Genomic DNA, 16,305 nt, shown 5'->3' with positions numbered 1-16,305 from the left:
ACTTTCCATGAAATTTTATTTCATAGGTCAATTAGTTGGCTGTAGGTTCTTCAGTCTTCCATACTATTTTTAAAATCACTTAAAAACTTCAAAAATATTTTTATTTTTAATCAAATCAATGAATTCAGAATTTTCATGTTCCCTACTTTGAAAAACCGACCATGCAATAAGGTCTGCTATTTGTAAACCCCTTTCTTTAATAGAATTAGCATGAATTATATTGACCAAATAACCATCAGGATTATTAAGACTTGATGAAAATCTTTCATTGAAAATACGCATATCTTCATGTTTACCTTTGGACCTATCTACAATAACTGTTGTTGGAGAAGTTATAGTAATTTTTTCAGCCAATTTAGAAGCTAAAGTATCATACAATACATTATATTTATAGAAATCAGGCACATTATGGAGATTTTTCTTGTTCAGAAATATGGCCAAGACCTGATAGTCGATGCTGTTAATCTTTCCCAATATCTTCTTGATTACATAACGATTTGTCTTGTTTCCTTTAATCTCCAAATCCCTACCTAGGATGTTATTGTAATTATTTCGAGCATATTTAATTATCCTATTTAGATTTTTAGGATTATCAACAATAATTGCCCCAATAACAAAATATCTGGAACCTAAATAATTATCTCCCAGATCTCCGCTTTCGTCAATGTAGATATATTTCATCAACAATACTGTATGTTCAAATTATTTTAAAAGTTTTTCTACATTTAAATTTAAAATAAAAACAAAATTGACCGTTTTATGTAAAATTGACCTCATTTAAAACTACAATACCTATATAATAGAAGCAAAAATTAGAAAAGGCACTTAAGTAATCTAGAACATTTATGAAAATAGGTTCATAAAAATGACCATACAACTAACTAAAAAAAGTGGTGATTAAACAAAGGGTTTTCATCACAACTCCAAATTTAATGAATTGAAAAATTAATATTTCCATTAGTTGCTTATTATGCTTTAAACTATTGATACCTCAGTGAATCAACAGCTAAGAATCCAAAACTACAAGAAAAACTAATACCTGCTGCATTCATTAGTCTGTACCGACCCCAAGCTTAAAACAAACCCCAGTCAAAAAAAAAGAAGTAAAATGAAAACTCAACTATAAGTTTTCATTAATTATTTTTGCACAAATCTCTTTAATCTCTTCCGCCCTTTGGGCGTCTCTTGATTCCAAAGTAATTCTGATGTAATCTTCAGTTCCGGACGGCCTTACAAGCACCCAACTGTCATCGGCAAATGTTAATCTTACACCATCAAGTGAATTGACATCAACAATATCGTCAAAGGCATCCTTTAAGAGATCCTCCATGTTTTCCATTACCTTGACTTTGGCTTCCTTTGAGCAGGTAATCTTCTCACGGATGTTAGGATATGATGGAATCTGTTCCAGCAGTTCTGATAGCTTGCCGTCTCTTGAAACGATTTCCGCCATTCTCAAACCTGAAAGGATTCCGTCAGGGCACATGCAGAAATCCGGATGTAGCCAAGTTCCTGAAGGCTCTCCTCCGAATGCGGCATCCTCTTCAATAATCACTTCGGCCACATTGACGTCTCCAACAGCTGTCCTTATTACTTTTCCTTTTACGGATTCGTCCATGCATAATCCCGCATCAACGGTTGTTACGATATCTCCATCAAATTCTTTTGAAATCAGAGCCAACAATGAGTCGAATGGTGAGACATTACCCTTTTCATCAACCGTAATCATTCTGTCAGCATCACCATCGTGAGCTATTCCAAGGTCTGCTCCAATAGCTACAACGGTTTTCATTAATGTCTGGAGGTTTTCTGCATTTGGTTCAGGGTTTCTTCCTGGGAAAAATCCATCCGGTTGTGAGTTAAGGGTTGTGACTTCGCATCCTGCCTTTCTGAATACTAAAGGTGATATTTCGCTTCCGGCACCGGAGGCGCAGTCAATAACTACTTTTAATCCTTCCTTAATGTCAACCATGTCAACCAAATCATCGATGTACTGGCCTTTGATTTCTTCATTGACACTTAGCTTTCCGACCTTGTCCCAAGTTACTGAAACATAATCCTTACTGGCATAAATCTCTTCGATTTTCGCTTCCTGTTCGGATGTGTATGCCATTCCATTCTTATTCCACAATTTGATTCCATTGTATGGGGAAGGATTGTGGGATGCTGTCAGCATTATTCCTGCATCGGCATCGAGTTTTTCGGCAGCATAACCAACCAATGGTGTTGGAACCATGCCTATTTTAATCACATCGACTCCGCTTTCCAGAAGTCCTGCACAGATTGCCTGGTCAAGCATTTCATTTGTTGTTCTGGTATCGTAACCCAATACGACAGTGCCTTCATTGCCCAAATAATATGCTAAGGATTTACCGACGTTCAATGCAAGTTCGCATGTTACTTCTGAGCCGATTAATCCTCTGATTCCTGATGTTCCAAAAAGTTTCTTTGCTACCATACGACCACCCTATGCACCGAATTTATGAGCATAATTCATTAAATCCATCATGATGTTCATTACATCTGATCCTCTGATTCTGTTGAGTCCTCCTTTTGCGCATGCTCTTTCTGAGAACTCACAAACATCATCCACTCTTACTTCAGGACCTCTGATGATGACAGGCACAGGGTCTCCTGAATGGTTCTTGACTGAAATTGGAGTTGAATGGTCAGCTGTCAGATAGATGTAAACGTCTTCAAGTTTAATCAATTCGCTCATTACAACCTCATCGACCTTTTCGATGAATTTCATTTTCTCCATTGTCTGGCCATCGTGGCCCGCTTCGTCAGCACCATCGATGTTTATCAGGAAAAAGTCATGGTCTGAGTTTTTGACCTGGTCAATTATTGTATCACGGATATTGTCCAGGTTGGTGTCGATTCCGCCGGTTACATCTTCCATTTCGATGATGTCCATTCCTGCAAATCTTCCGATTCCCATAATCAAACCGGTTTCCGCAATACAGGCAGAATTAACCTCATATTTATCATTCAATGATTCGACAACAGGAACTTCACCTGCTCCACGCGGAATGACTATGTTTGCAGGAGGCTCGCCGTTTTCAATTCTTTTCAGGTTAACTGGGTGATTTTTAACCATTTCATAAGTTTTTACAACCAATTTATTTAAAATGTCTGCAGTTTTTGCCGCTTCAGGAGTGTCATCCAAAGCCTTTACTTCCTTAGGCTTGTTTCCTTCAACCTTAGGGTCTGCATCGCTTACCTTATCGGAAAGTCCTTCTCCCCTTAAGACAAGCACCGCCCTGTGACCGGTTGATTCCTTAAAGATAATCTTAATGTCCGGATAGTCTTCCAGAACCATGGTGTTCAATACATCTACGATTTCCTTGGTTCCTTCCTTGATTCTTCCTGCACGCCTGTCGGTTACAATCAAATCTTCATCAGCTGTTGAAAAATTGCATCTGAAAGCAATGTCTCCCGGCAAAACTTCCAATCCGACACCGTTTGCTTCAAACGGACCTCTTCCGGTATATACCTCATATGGATTGTATCCCAAAATGGACAAATGTGCAGTGTCACTTCCAGGAATGATTCCCGGAGCTATTGAATCCATAATACCTGTAATTCCTTCTTCAGCCATCTTATCCATGTTTGGAGTGTTTGCAGCTTCCAAAGGAGTTTTATTTCCTAATTCTTTAATTGGACGGTCACCCATACCATCCATAATTAAAATAAGTCCTTTCATAAATATCACCTAAATTTATAATAATATAATTTTTATGTTTAATAGTTAAAATAATTTGTTTAAAAACCAGTTTAAAATTCTAAAATGAAATTTAAAAAAAAAGATTAAAGCAATAATATGCCCACAAGCGCACCGACTATTGTCGCAATCAGATTAACATGCTCGTTGGTCAGCCATCCGTGATTTTCAAAAAGGGCTCCCAGAATACTGTCCATGAAACAGCCAACAGTACCTGATATGATTGCAACGCCCAAAGCTAAAAGAGGATTTGTCATGATGCCCAAAAGATATGCAGCTATGCCGATAATGGCTGCACCGATGATTCCGACTGAAGTTCCAAGCATTGAAACTGCACCGTTGGTACCGGGATCTACCTTCTGTAAAGTAGTAATCAAACGAGGATGCGGATCCAATACTCCAATTTCAGAAGCCAATGTATCTGAAGTCGCTGTTGCAATCGCTCCAATAAAACCTCCGACAAACGGCAGGTAATATCCTCCGAATGCCGCCATGAAACAGGCTACAACACCATTTGAAATAACATTCTTAGATGTTCTTCTGCCTTCAAACTCTCCTAAGGATTGCTTATATTTTTTGGAGTATTTTGTGGCAAGAAGCGACATGACGAGAAACAGCACAATCAACAGAAGCCAGTTAGTTCCGGCCGAGAATATGATTACAATACCCATGATAATCATGACTGCTGTTCCAAACAAATCCAGGGATTTCCTATAATATGTAATAAATCCTAAAATGAATAATAGGATTACATACACCCAATTAACCATTATTGATTCGACCATAATAATCACAACTTGGTTTAGTAAATATTTGTTCAAAATTATATAAAAGATTTACCAAAATTTTAGAAAAACATATTTGGAAATAGTGGATGAAATTTTCTATTGATTTAATTAAAAATTCGAATAAATATATTAAAATGATTTATCGAACCATTAAAAATATGAGTCGGCAAACGATTTAAATTATAGGTTAAACTTTAAAATTGCATACTCGATTTTGGTGATATAGATGAATTGATATAAATTTGTAAATTTCAATGAAAAAATAAGAAAAAAGTAGGAAAATTTATTTCCTAAGTCTTCTGATTTGAGTTGATCCGACAGCCAGTATGATTAACAATAAGACCAATATCGGATTACCTGTTTCATGTTTGGTTAAATCAATTCCTCCTTCTCCACCGTCGTTTTCATTAGGAGTAGGGCTTTCGTTGTAATTTACTTCAATATCGGTAATTGTGTCATTGGCTTCGTATTTTTTATCTCCTGAATATTTTGCAGTGACTTTATGATCGCCTTTGGTTAATCCAGGAATTGTGAATACTGCTTTTCCGTCTTTGACTTCAGTTGTGTATTCTTTGCCGTCAACGGTAATTGTTACTGTACCGGTTGCATCGCTTGGAACTTTTACAACAACGGTTGCGTCGTCACCTTGCTCTATTTCATCTCCGGTTGCTTTTATTGGAGTTGAACTTTTGGTTACTGTGAATTTTGCGGTTGTTGTACTTGGCAAGTATTTGTCATCTCCTTCGTAGGTTACTTTTGCGGTGTATTTTCCGCTTGGGAGTTCTGGAATGACGACTTTTGCTTTGCCGTTTACGATAGTTCCGTAGTATCCGACACCGTCAATGTCCACCAGTACACGACCGGTTGCATCGGACGGAACTGTCACAGTTATGACTTCATCATTGCCGGCTTTGATGTCTTTTCCACTTGCGCTAACGGTTGATTCGCATTTGGATACTGTGAATTGTCCGGTTGTGGAGTTTTCAACATAGTTTTTATCACCACTGTATTTGACTGCTACGGTTTTGTCTCCAGCTGCTAGGTCCGGTACTTCAAATACTGCTTTTCCGTCTTTGACTTCAGCAGTGTATTCCTTACCATTGATTTCAATGGTTACGGTTCCGGTAGCGTCATCAGGAAGGGTTACAGTTACGATAGCAGTATCCCCAACATTGATGTCACTTACTTCCACGGAAATCGGAGTGTCGTATTTTGGAATTGTTACTTTTGAATCTTCGGTTTGCGGATTGTGGGTGTCGTCACCTGAGTATTTAACTTCAATATCATGTGTACCCGGAGTTTCATCGGTTAAATCAATGACCGCTTTGCCGTCTTTGACTGTGGCATTGTAAACATGATCTCCAACTTTAACGGATACTGTTCCGGTAGCGTCATCAGGTAAATCAACAACGACTGTGCCGTTTCCTAAGTCTGTAACTTCCATTTCTGAAGATTTTCTCAATACTTTGAATGTTGTTGTATTTGTGCTTGGCAGGTATTTGTCATCACCGTTATATTTTGCACTTACAACATAGTCTCCTTTAGGCAAGCCAGATACGGTCAATTTGCCTTTACCACGACTTACAGCAACATCATATACATCTCCTGCATCATCAGGAATGCTTAATGTATCATCATCTAAGTTAAATTCATATTCTTTACCATCAATGACGATTGTTACAGTTCCGGTTGCATCTTCAGGAACGGATATTGTAATCTCTTCATTGTCGCCGACATAGATGTCCTGAGCTTCAGGAATTACAAATGATTCGACTTTGCTGACTTTGAAAGCAGCATCGTTTGAACTTGGCAGGTATTTGTCATCGCCAGTGTAGGTTAAGTTTACGTTGTAGACTCCGCTAGGTATACGAGGGATTTCAACTGTGCCTGTTCCATTGGTTACATTTACATAGTATCCTACGCCATCAATATCGATTAATACTTGACCGGTTGCATCTTTAGGAACTGTTACGGTTACTGTTACATTGTCGCCGACATTGCTGTCGGTTATTGTAGCTGACACTTCAGATTCGCATTTGGATACAGTTATGTTGGCTGTTGTGTGGTTTCCAAGATACTTGTCGTCACCCGGATAGTCTACAGCTATGGTTTTGGTTCCTGCAGTTAAATCAGGCACTTCAAATACTGCTTTGCCGTTTTTGATTTCGGAAGTGTATTTTACACCATCAATTTCAATAGTAACTTCACCGGTAGCATCATCAGGAACGTTTACTGTGATAACCGCAGTGTCGCCAACCTTAATGTCGTCCACATCAACGGATATTGGAGTTTCGACTTTAGGAATTGTCACGGTTGAAGTTGTACTGGTTCCTTCGTGGTTTTCATCACCGGAATAGATTACTTCAATGTCGTGGGTTCCAGGAGTTTCATTTTCCAATGTAATGACTGCAGTGCCGTTGATGACTTCTGCAGTGTAAGTATTATTTCCGACTTTAACTGTCACGTTGCCTGTTGCGTTGTCAGGAACGACCACAACGACAGTGCCGTTTCCTTGATCGATTACTTTAGGCTCATCGGTTGGAGCTTTGGACACTTCCAACTCTGTGGAGTTGCTGCTTGAAGCATATTTGTCATCTCCGCTGTAGGATACGTCAACTGTGTGATTGCCTGCTTCAAGGCCAGGTACAACTACAACGGCTTTTCCACCGGATACGGTTGCTGGATAGTCTTTACCATCAATTGTGACTGTTACGTTGCCTGTAGCGTCGCTAGGAACGGTCACTTCAATGACTGCATCTTCACCATAGGTAATGTTATCTACCTTGATTGATACACTTGAAGGAACATCTGAAACCTCAACTGATGCTGATTTCTCATCAGATTCAGTGTATTTGTCGTCTCCAAGGTATTTTGCTTTGATATCATGGCTTCCGGCAGTTAAATTCTCAAGTACCAATCTACCTTTACCGTCAGTTATATTTACATAGTATCCTTTGCCGTCCACATCGACAAGCACAGGTCTTGTAACATCTTTAGGCGCTGTGACATCAATAAATAAAGTATCGCCATCTAAAACTGGATTTAATTCTATTTCAGGAGTCACTTTAGATACTGTGAACTGACTAGTTGTGTGGTTTGCAAGGTAGTTGTCGTCACCAGGATAGTCGACAGCCACAGTTTTATTTCCTGCAGTCAAGTTTTCAATTGTGAATGTAGCAGCACCATCTATAATCTTTTCTGTGTATTTTACACCATCAATTTCGATAGTTACATCGCCTTTTGCATCATCAGGAACAGTAACAATTATTTTAGCTACATCTCCAACATTTGTATCATTTACTTCAACGCTTATTGGAGTTTCGAGTTTAGGAATAGTTACAGTTCCATTTGTAGTTACCGCTTCATGATTGTCATCACCGGAGTAAATAACTTCAATATCATGAACTCCAGGAGTTTCATTCACTAAATCAATCACAGCAGTACCATTAACGATTTCAGCAGTATAATTATTATCTCCAACTTTAATGGTTACGTTACCAGCAGCATTATCACCAACAACAACCACAACAGTACCATTACCTTGATCAATCACTTTAAGGCTTGTATCATCAGCTTTGGATACTTCAAAGCTTGTGGAGTTTGAAACTGGTCCATATTTGTCATCACCATTGTAAGTTGCATCAATAGTGTAATTACCCGCAGGTAATTTTGGAATAGTTAATGTGCCGGTTCCACCGGATACCGGTACAGTATAAGTTTCATTGGCAACAACGACTGTAATATTTCCAGTCGCATCTTTAGGAACAGTGAATGTGATAGTTTCACTTTCACCACATGTTATATTTTGAGGAGCAATCTCCAATGTTGAATTGTTCTTAGTTACATTGAATTTGCCTGAAGTGGAGTTTCTTAAGTATGTATCATCACCTAAGTAAGTAGCAACAACATCGTATTCGCCTGCAGGTAATGTATCAAGCTCTAAGACAGCTTTGCCATCACTTATGTTAGCATAGTAAGGTTGACCGTTAATGTCAATCAATACTTGACCTGTAGCATTTTCAGGAACTTCTACTGTAATTGTTTGTTTTCCTCCAACAGTGCTGTTTGAAATAGTCATGTTTATTGGAGCATCAAGTTTTCCAACTTCGAATGTTGCAGATGTCCAGTTGCCGTTTAGGTTTTTATCGCCTTCATAAATCACTACAATGGAATGATTTCCGCTTGTGAGTGCTTCAATAGTAAAGTTAGCAGTACCATTTGTAATAGGCACAGTGTTGTTTACACCATCGACAATGACAATAACATTGCCTGTAGCATTAGTATTGTTGACGGTTATGTTGATTACTTGGCTTTCACCGATTTTCATTGACGGTTTAACATCAACACTTACAGTTGTATTTACTTTATATACTTCGAAGTCAACAGTTGCAGTTGCCTTATTGTAGTTTTCATTACCATTGAAAATTGCTACAACAGGATAATGTCCTGCATCTAATCCTTCAACATTAACTGTAGCATTTCCGTTATAGTCAGGAACATTCCATCTGGATGCTTTTAAGGTAACCTCACCATTTTCCAGTGAAATTTCCTCAACAGTTCTGTTATCTACTATGACTGTCACATTACCTTCGGCATTCACATGAACAATGATATGTTCAACATCTCCATAGAATATGTCTTCAACCTCAATGGTTATTATTGGATCTGCCTTATAAACAGTGAAGTTTGCTTTAGCATTGCTACGTGTGTAGTTAGCATTTCCATTGTATGTCACATTAACTGTGTAGTTATTTGCATTTAAGTAAGGAACATCAACAGTTACTGCACCGTTAACTAAAGGTTGCTCTATAAATTCTTGACCTCCGACTTCAATTGTTACATTACCCTCAGCATTTACATAAACGGTAACAGTTTCAACCTCACCGTAGGTAATGTTTTGAACAATAACATTGATGTCCGGAGCAATTTGACTTACTTTGAATGAACCATTAGCGGTTGCGGCTTCATATTTTTCGTTGGAAGGGAAGTATAATGTAATATTATAATCACCGGCCGCAAGGTCATTTAATGTTAAATTACCTTTACCATTTTTGATGAATGTTGTGTAATTTCTACCGTTTACTTCAACTTCCACCAAGCTGGTAATATCATCTTTAGTTTCAATAGTAATTAATTCAGCATCACCAAAGTCAATATCTGTTCCATTGATTGTGAATTCAGGTTGATATTTTGATATGGTAAAGCTTGAATTGGTTGTATTGCCATAATACTTATCGTTTTCAACATACCATGCAGTCACATTATGTTTGCCCGCTTTAAGGCCTGTTATGTTGAATTGTGCAACACCATTTGTGATGTTTGCATAGTAATGATTATCTTCAATGTCGAGTAATATTTGACCTGTTGCATTATTTCCTACAGTTACGTTGATTTGTACAGTATCTCCTCTGTTTTCTATATCAATACTGAGAGGAACTGTGAGTTTATCTACTCTGAATGATGAAGATGCATTGGATTCATTATAGTTTTTATCACCATGATAGAATGCCTCAACAGTGTAGTTGTCTGCACGCAAGTTAGGAATTGTGATTGTAAGGTTATCAGTAGTGATCTTATATTCAACGCCATTTACAAATACGCTGATATTTCCAGTAGCCGCATCAGGACTTAATTCCAATTCAATTGTTACGTTATCACCAACAGTGATGTTTCTGATTTCCTTGATTGTGATTGTGGAAGCCGCTTTGTATACTACAAAGTTATTGGAACCTTCATAAGTGTATGTCTTAGCTCCATCAACTTCAACGTAAACTGCACTTACATTATATTTGCCTGCATCCAATTTCAAATTCCAATTAGCAATACTGATGTTACGGTTATCCACGTATCTATCAATTTTTACACTTTCATTTCTGATTACTTCACCGCTGGCATTAGTGATAATAATTGTTAAGGTATCTCCCACATGGTTTCCATCTACTATCACAAGCACAGTTTCATCAGATCCGAAAATAATATCTTGTGGACCAACCTCTAATTCTTTGGTTGTGTCATAAACCTCAAATGAAGTGTAATTTTCATTTCCGAGGTATTTTCTGTTTTCAAGATATATTGCTGTTACAGAATAGTTACCAATAGCAGGAGCTGCAATGTGCAATTCGGCTTTTCCGCCATTCACATAAACATTGTCGTAAGTTGTGTTAACATTCCTATCCTTATCCCATACGATTACAGTTACATTGCCTGTTATGTCCTCAGGAGCAGTGATATTTATGTATACATCACTACCATTAGCAATGATTCCGTTATCGTTTACAGTTACATTGATGAATGAAGGAAGTTTGTCGACTTTAAAGCTAGTGGTATTGTTGCTTGGCAAGAATTGATCATCACCAATATAAGTTACAGTCACATTGTAAAGGCCAGCTTCAGTGACTTTAACAACAACCCTATCATCACCATTGGTTAAATTAATTGTATAATTAGTTCCATTAACATTGACAACCACATATCCAACAGCATTTTCAGGAACGGTCACATTAATGATTACTTCACCATCAACAACACCATCAGTAGCATCCACATTAATGAATGAATCACGTTTATTCACAGTGAAGTTGGCAGTTGTTGAATTGAATCTGTACTTGTCATCGCCAGGATAGGTTGCAACAACAGTCTTATTGCCATAGGTTATGGATGGGATATAGAATGTTGCATTTCCGTTAACAGTGCTATTTGTGAACTCCATACCATTAATCTCAATAGTAACATTTTCAGTTACATCACTAGGAACAGTCACAACCACTTTAACAGTATCGTTAACATAAATACTGGTATCATTAACCACAGTGATTTTCATTGGAGTGTCAACTTTAGATACAACAAATCTGGTTTCAACAGTCTTGTTTGCATATTTGTCATCACCGAAGTAAGCAGTAACATTGTAAACACCCTCTTCAAGTGTTGAAACATTATTCAATACAGCTTTGCCATCAGCAATAGTAACAGTGTAATTAGTTCCATTCAATTCAATGATGACCTTACCGGTAGCATCACTAGGAACATTTACAGTAATATTAGTATTATCACCAACCTCAATGTCTGAAGCTGTGATGTTAATTAAGTAATCATCAGTCTGATTAGTAGTGAATTTATAAATGTCATAATCTTTGGTGAAGTTCTTATCACCAGCATAACTAGCATTAACAGTGTAATTACCATAATCTAAAACATCAGTAGTAACCACAGCAATACCGTTAACAGGTTTCACACTGTAATCCTTATCAACATGCACAGTTATGTTACCAGATACTCTAGGATCAATTTCAACAATAATGGTTGCATTCTCACCAGCAGTTGAAATCACACTAATAATCTTAATCTCAGGTGAAATTTGTCTAACTTCAAATGTTTTATTAGTTTTATTTCCATTATATTTGTCATCACCAGAGTAATTAGCGTAAACTGTGTAGTTACCAGCAGCGAGATCTTCAACAATCCAATTTACAGTACCATTCACAACAGGCAAGGTAATCTCACGAGTATCATTAATCTTAATAGTAATATATCCTGTAGCATCATCTTTAACAGTCACAGTAATATTAGCTTTTTGACCATAGTCAATACTTTCAACAGCAATAGCAATTGTAGTATTGCCTTTTGGAATACCAAATGTAGTGCTGTTTTCACTAGGCAAGTACTGATCATCACCAATATAAGTCACATGCACTGTGTGAGTAGTATTACCTAATCCTTTAATAGAAATTGAACCATTACCATTAGTGGTATTGACAGTGTAATTAGTTCCATCAACACTAACAATGACATATCCTGTTGCATTAGCAGGAATGGTCACATTAATAACAACATCATCACCAACAAGACCTGCATCAACAGTAACATTCACTTGTGATTGACGTTTGTTTACAGTGAAGTTTGCAGTAGTTGAGTTGAATCTGTACTTGTCATCACCAGGATATGTTGCAACGACAGTCTTATTGCCGAAAGTAATTTCAGGTATGTAGAATGTCGCATTACCATTGACTGTGCTGTTAGTGAACTGCATACCGTTAATCTCAATGGTCACATTCTTAGTCCCATCACTAGGAACTGTCACAATCACTTTAACAGTATCATTAACAAGAATACTGGTCTCATTAATTACAGTGATTGCGATTGGAGTGTCAACTTTACTTACAGCAAATCTAGTTTCAACAGTCTTATTCACATATTTGTCACTACCAAAGTAAGCTGTCACATTGTAGACTCCCTCTTTAAGGGTTGAAACATTATCTAAAACAGCTTTGCCTCCACTAATAGTAGCAGTGTAGTTAGTACCATTTAATTCAATAATTACTTTACCAGTAGCGTCTGCTGGAACATTAACAGTGATGTTAGTGTTGTCTCTAACATTAATGTCGCTAGCAGTAATGTTAATCAAGTAATCGTCAGTCTGATTAGTAATGAAGTTATAAATATCATAGCCTTTGGTGAAGTTCTTATCACCAGCATAGCTTGCATTTATTGTGTAATCGTTATAGTCTAAAACATCAGTAGTTACCACAGCAATGCCGTTGACCGGTTTTGCAGTGTAATTCTTATTATTGACATTCACAGTTATGTCTTCAGATACTCTAGGATCGATTTCAACGATTATGGTTGCATTTTTATCAGCAGTTGAAATCACTTCGATAATCTTGATTTCAGGTGAAATCTGACTTATTTCAAAGCCTTTGCTGGTTTCATTCTTATTATATTTACCATCACCAGAGTAATTAGCATAAACTGTGTAATTATCAGCAGGTAAATTGTCTACAATCCAATTGACAGTACCGTTAATGACCGGCAAGGTGACATTTCTAATGTTGTCTATTCTGATTGTAATGTAGCCGGTAGCGTCATTCTCAACAGTGACTGTGATATTGGCGCTTTCGCCATAAGTAATATTTTGAACTGTAATAGCGATTGTAGTGTTTGCTTTTGGAATGCCGAATGTTGTGCTGTTTTCACTTGGCAAGTATTGGTCATCACCAATATAAGTCACATTTACAGTATGAGTAGTGTTGCCTAAACCTTTAATGGTAATTGAACCGTTACCATTTGTGGTATTAACAGTGTAGTTGGTTCCATCAACATTGACAATCACATATCCAACAGCATTGGATGGAATAGTCACATTAATTACAGTATCATCACCGACAAGGCCTGCATCAACAGTAACATTCACTTGTGATTTACGTTTGTTAACAGTGAAGTTAGCAGTAGTTGAGTTGAATCTGTACTTGTCATCACCAGGATATGTAGCAACAACAGTCTTATTGCCGTAAGTGATTTGAGGTATGTAGAATGTAGCATTACCGTTAACAGTGCTGTTGGTGAACTGCATACCGTTAATTTCAATGGTTACATTTTTAGTAACGTCCTTAGGTACGGTCACAATCACTTTAACAGTGTCGTTAACATAGATGCTGGTTTCATTGACTACAGTGATATTTATTGAAGGATAGGTTTTATTCACAGTGAACAGTGTAGTGACGTTATAGTGATTAAAGTCTGTATCATTTACTTGAGCTGTAACTGTGTAGATTCCTTCTTTAAGTCCTGTGATGTTGAATGTAGCCTTATTATTAGTGAATGAATTGTTTCTGTATTCTTGTCCATCTACCCAAATGACCACATCATCAACATTATCTGGGACTTCAACAGTGATTATCTCATCTTCACCAACAGTGATATTCATTGCAGTTACGTTGAATCCGTAATTAAAGACTTTTGAAGGAGTGAATGTCTGTTCCACTCTAGCACTGGTGAAGTTTTCATTTCCACCATATTCGACAACAATTGTGTAAGGTTTGATTTCATTAAGAACTTGGGTTTTGAATTCATCATCAACGGAAACGTTAGCATATGGCACTCCATCAACAGTGACATTTACAACTTTTCCATGAATTTCATCGTTGATTTTTATTTGTACGGTAGCGCTTTCATGGACAGTTCCGCTGACTATAAATTCTAAGCCAGGATCTGCCTTTTTAACTTTGAATTTGGCAGATTCTGTATCATTAATATTGTAATCGTCATTTCCATTATATGTTGCATTAACAGTGTAGTTGCCTGCAGCCAGACCTTCAACGACCCAAGTGACTTTTCCGCCTTCAATCGGCAGGGTAATGTTTCTTCCGGTTGTATCATTGAGTTTGAGTGTAATGTTGCCTGTGACTCCTTCAGGAACTGTTACCACAATGGTTGTGGCATTTCCGTAAGTTACGTTGTCGGCCACAATTGATACGGTAGCGTTAATCTTAGCTACAGAGAATGTAGTGTCGTTTTCAGCTACAGTGTAGTTATCAAGATCATCTCCATAGTATTTGATGTGTACGCTGTAGTTTCCAACAGCCAAATCCTTAACAGTGACTTCAGCAACGCCGTCTGTAAAGTCATATACAGATATAAGATTATCAGTGAAGTTTCCGCTTAAGACAACATGTCCTGTTGCGTTCTTAGGAATGTTGATTGTGATTTTTCCATCTTGGTCAACAGTAATGTTTAAGGCAGTTACGTTTACTTTAGGAACTCTTTGAGTTACATCAAATTCAGCCTTTAATCTGCTGCCGGTCAGGTTTCTGTCTCCATCATAGAATACCCAAGCGACTTTGTGTCCGACAGTCAGGTTGGAAGTGTTGAACCTTGCAACGCCGTCTTTGATTTCTGCAGTGTATTCAACACCATTAATGTCAATAGTTACGTTGCCGGTTGCATTAGTAATTACATTACCAGCAGCGTCTTTAATTGTAATATTTATGTATTCTGTATCCCAAACGGTGATGTCATGTACATCAACATCCAATTCAGTGCCGATTTGGAATACCTCAAAGTCAGTAGTGACTGTATCATCAGAATAGTTATCGTTGCCTGAGTAGATAACTTCAACAGGATAATTTCCGACAGCTAATCCTGCAACAGTTAAGTTGACTTTGCCTTCAGTTATTGTTAATGGCTCGCTTTCAGTTCCATTAACTTTTATAATTATAGTTCCTGTTACCCCATCAGGAACAGTTACTGTAATGTTAGCGCTTTCACCATAGTTGATATCTTCAACTGTGACGGTAAGTACAGGTGCTTGCCTATATACTGTGAAGTTAGTTTGAGCGGTGCATACTGAGTAGTTTCCATCACCATTATATGTTGCTTCAACAGTGTAGTTGCCAGCAGGCAATATTGTGCCCGGAAGAGTTACTTTGCCATCAACAATTTCCTGCTCTTCATATACAAGGATTGTGTCATTTACTTTAATTGTTACATTTCCAGTAACGCCGTCAGGTAAAATTACAGTAATTACAGTTTCATTTCCATAAGTTACATTGTCAACGTCAATTTCAATAGCTGGCTTGATTTTAGTTACATTGAATAATGTTGAATTTGTTGAATTGTAATATTTCTTATCTCCATTGAATATTACAGTTACGTTGTAAGTTCCAACAGCTAAATCAGAGACATTTACTTGTGCAGATCCTCCAACCAGTTCTACAAGGTATGGAGTGTCATTAATCAATACTTTTATAATTCCTTCAGCATCCTCCGGAAGAGTGATGTTGATGATTTCAGTGTCTTTGAATGTGATATTAGCTGTTTCTATTCCAATGGTTGAGTTGTATTTAGTTACATTGAATCTGTCTTGTGCCCATGAAGGTGCATATATTTCAGTACCCTCATATGTAGCAAACACATAATTTATTCCATCTTTTAGCTCTGTAGCATTAAATTCGACGAAAGTTGAATTGTCTACAGTCTGCAGGGTTAACTCATGAGGTATACCATTAATGTAAAGAGTTA

Annotated in this window: 5 protein-coding genes; all 5 read right to left on the bottom strand. The window is 37.4% G+C overall.

Annotated elements, in window-relative coordinates; translation table 11 throughout:
- Positions 1-75: 75 nt before the first annotated feature.
- Entirely contained in the window at positions 76-681 is a 606-nt protein-coding gene (locus tag ACKI3D_RS08940) for a DUF3800 domain-containing protein (RefSeq protein WP_407393837.1), read from the bottom strand.
- A gap of 439 nt (positions 682-1,120) precedes the next feature.
- Complete coding sequence (glmM, locus tag ACKI3D_RS08935) at positions 1,121-2,458, bottom strand: phosphoglucosamine mutase (RefSeq protein WP_407393835.1); 1,338 nt, start codon at positions 2,456-2,458, stop codon at positions 1,121-1,123.
- Between the two features lie 9 nt (positions 2,459-2,467).
- Entirely contained in the window at positions 2,468-3,706 is a 1,239-nt protein-coding gene (locus ACKI3D_RS08930; protein ID WP_407393833.1) for a 2,3-bisphosphoglycerate-independent phosphoglycerate mutase, read from the bottom strand.
- A 104-nt stretch (positions 3,707-3,810) separates the two neighbouring features.
- A complete protein-coding gene (locus tag ACKI3D_RS08925) occupies positions 3,811-4,509 on the bottom strand; it encodes a TIGR00297 family protein (RefSeq protein ID WP_407393831.1) in 699 nt (232 codons plus the stop codon).
- A gap of 286 nt (positions 4,510-4,795) precedes the next feature.
- Positions 4,796-16,198 carry an Ig-like domain repeat protein gene (locus tag ACKI3D_RS08920; RefSeq protein WP_407393829.1) on the bottom strand — a complete coding sequence of 3,801 codons (11,403 nt, stop codon included), beginning with the start codon at positions 16,196-16,198 and terminating at the stop codon, positions 4,796-4,798.
- Positions 16,199-16,305 lie beyond the last annotated feature (107 nt).

The sequence above is a fragment of the Methanobrevibacter sp. genome (genome assembly GCF_045586545.1).
Lineage (GTDB): Archaea > Methanobacteriota > Methanobacteria > Methanobacteriales > Methanobacteriaceae > Methanocatella.
Note: the sequence above shows the minus strand (reverse complement) of the source record. Positions and strands in the feature narration are given on the sequence as shown.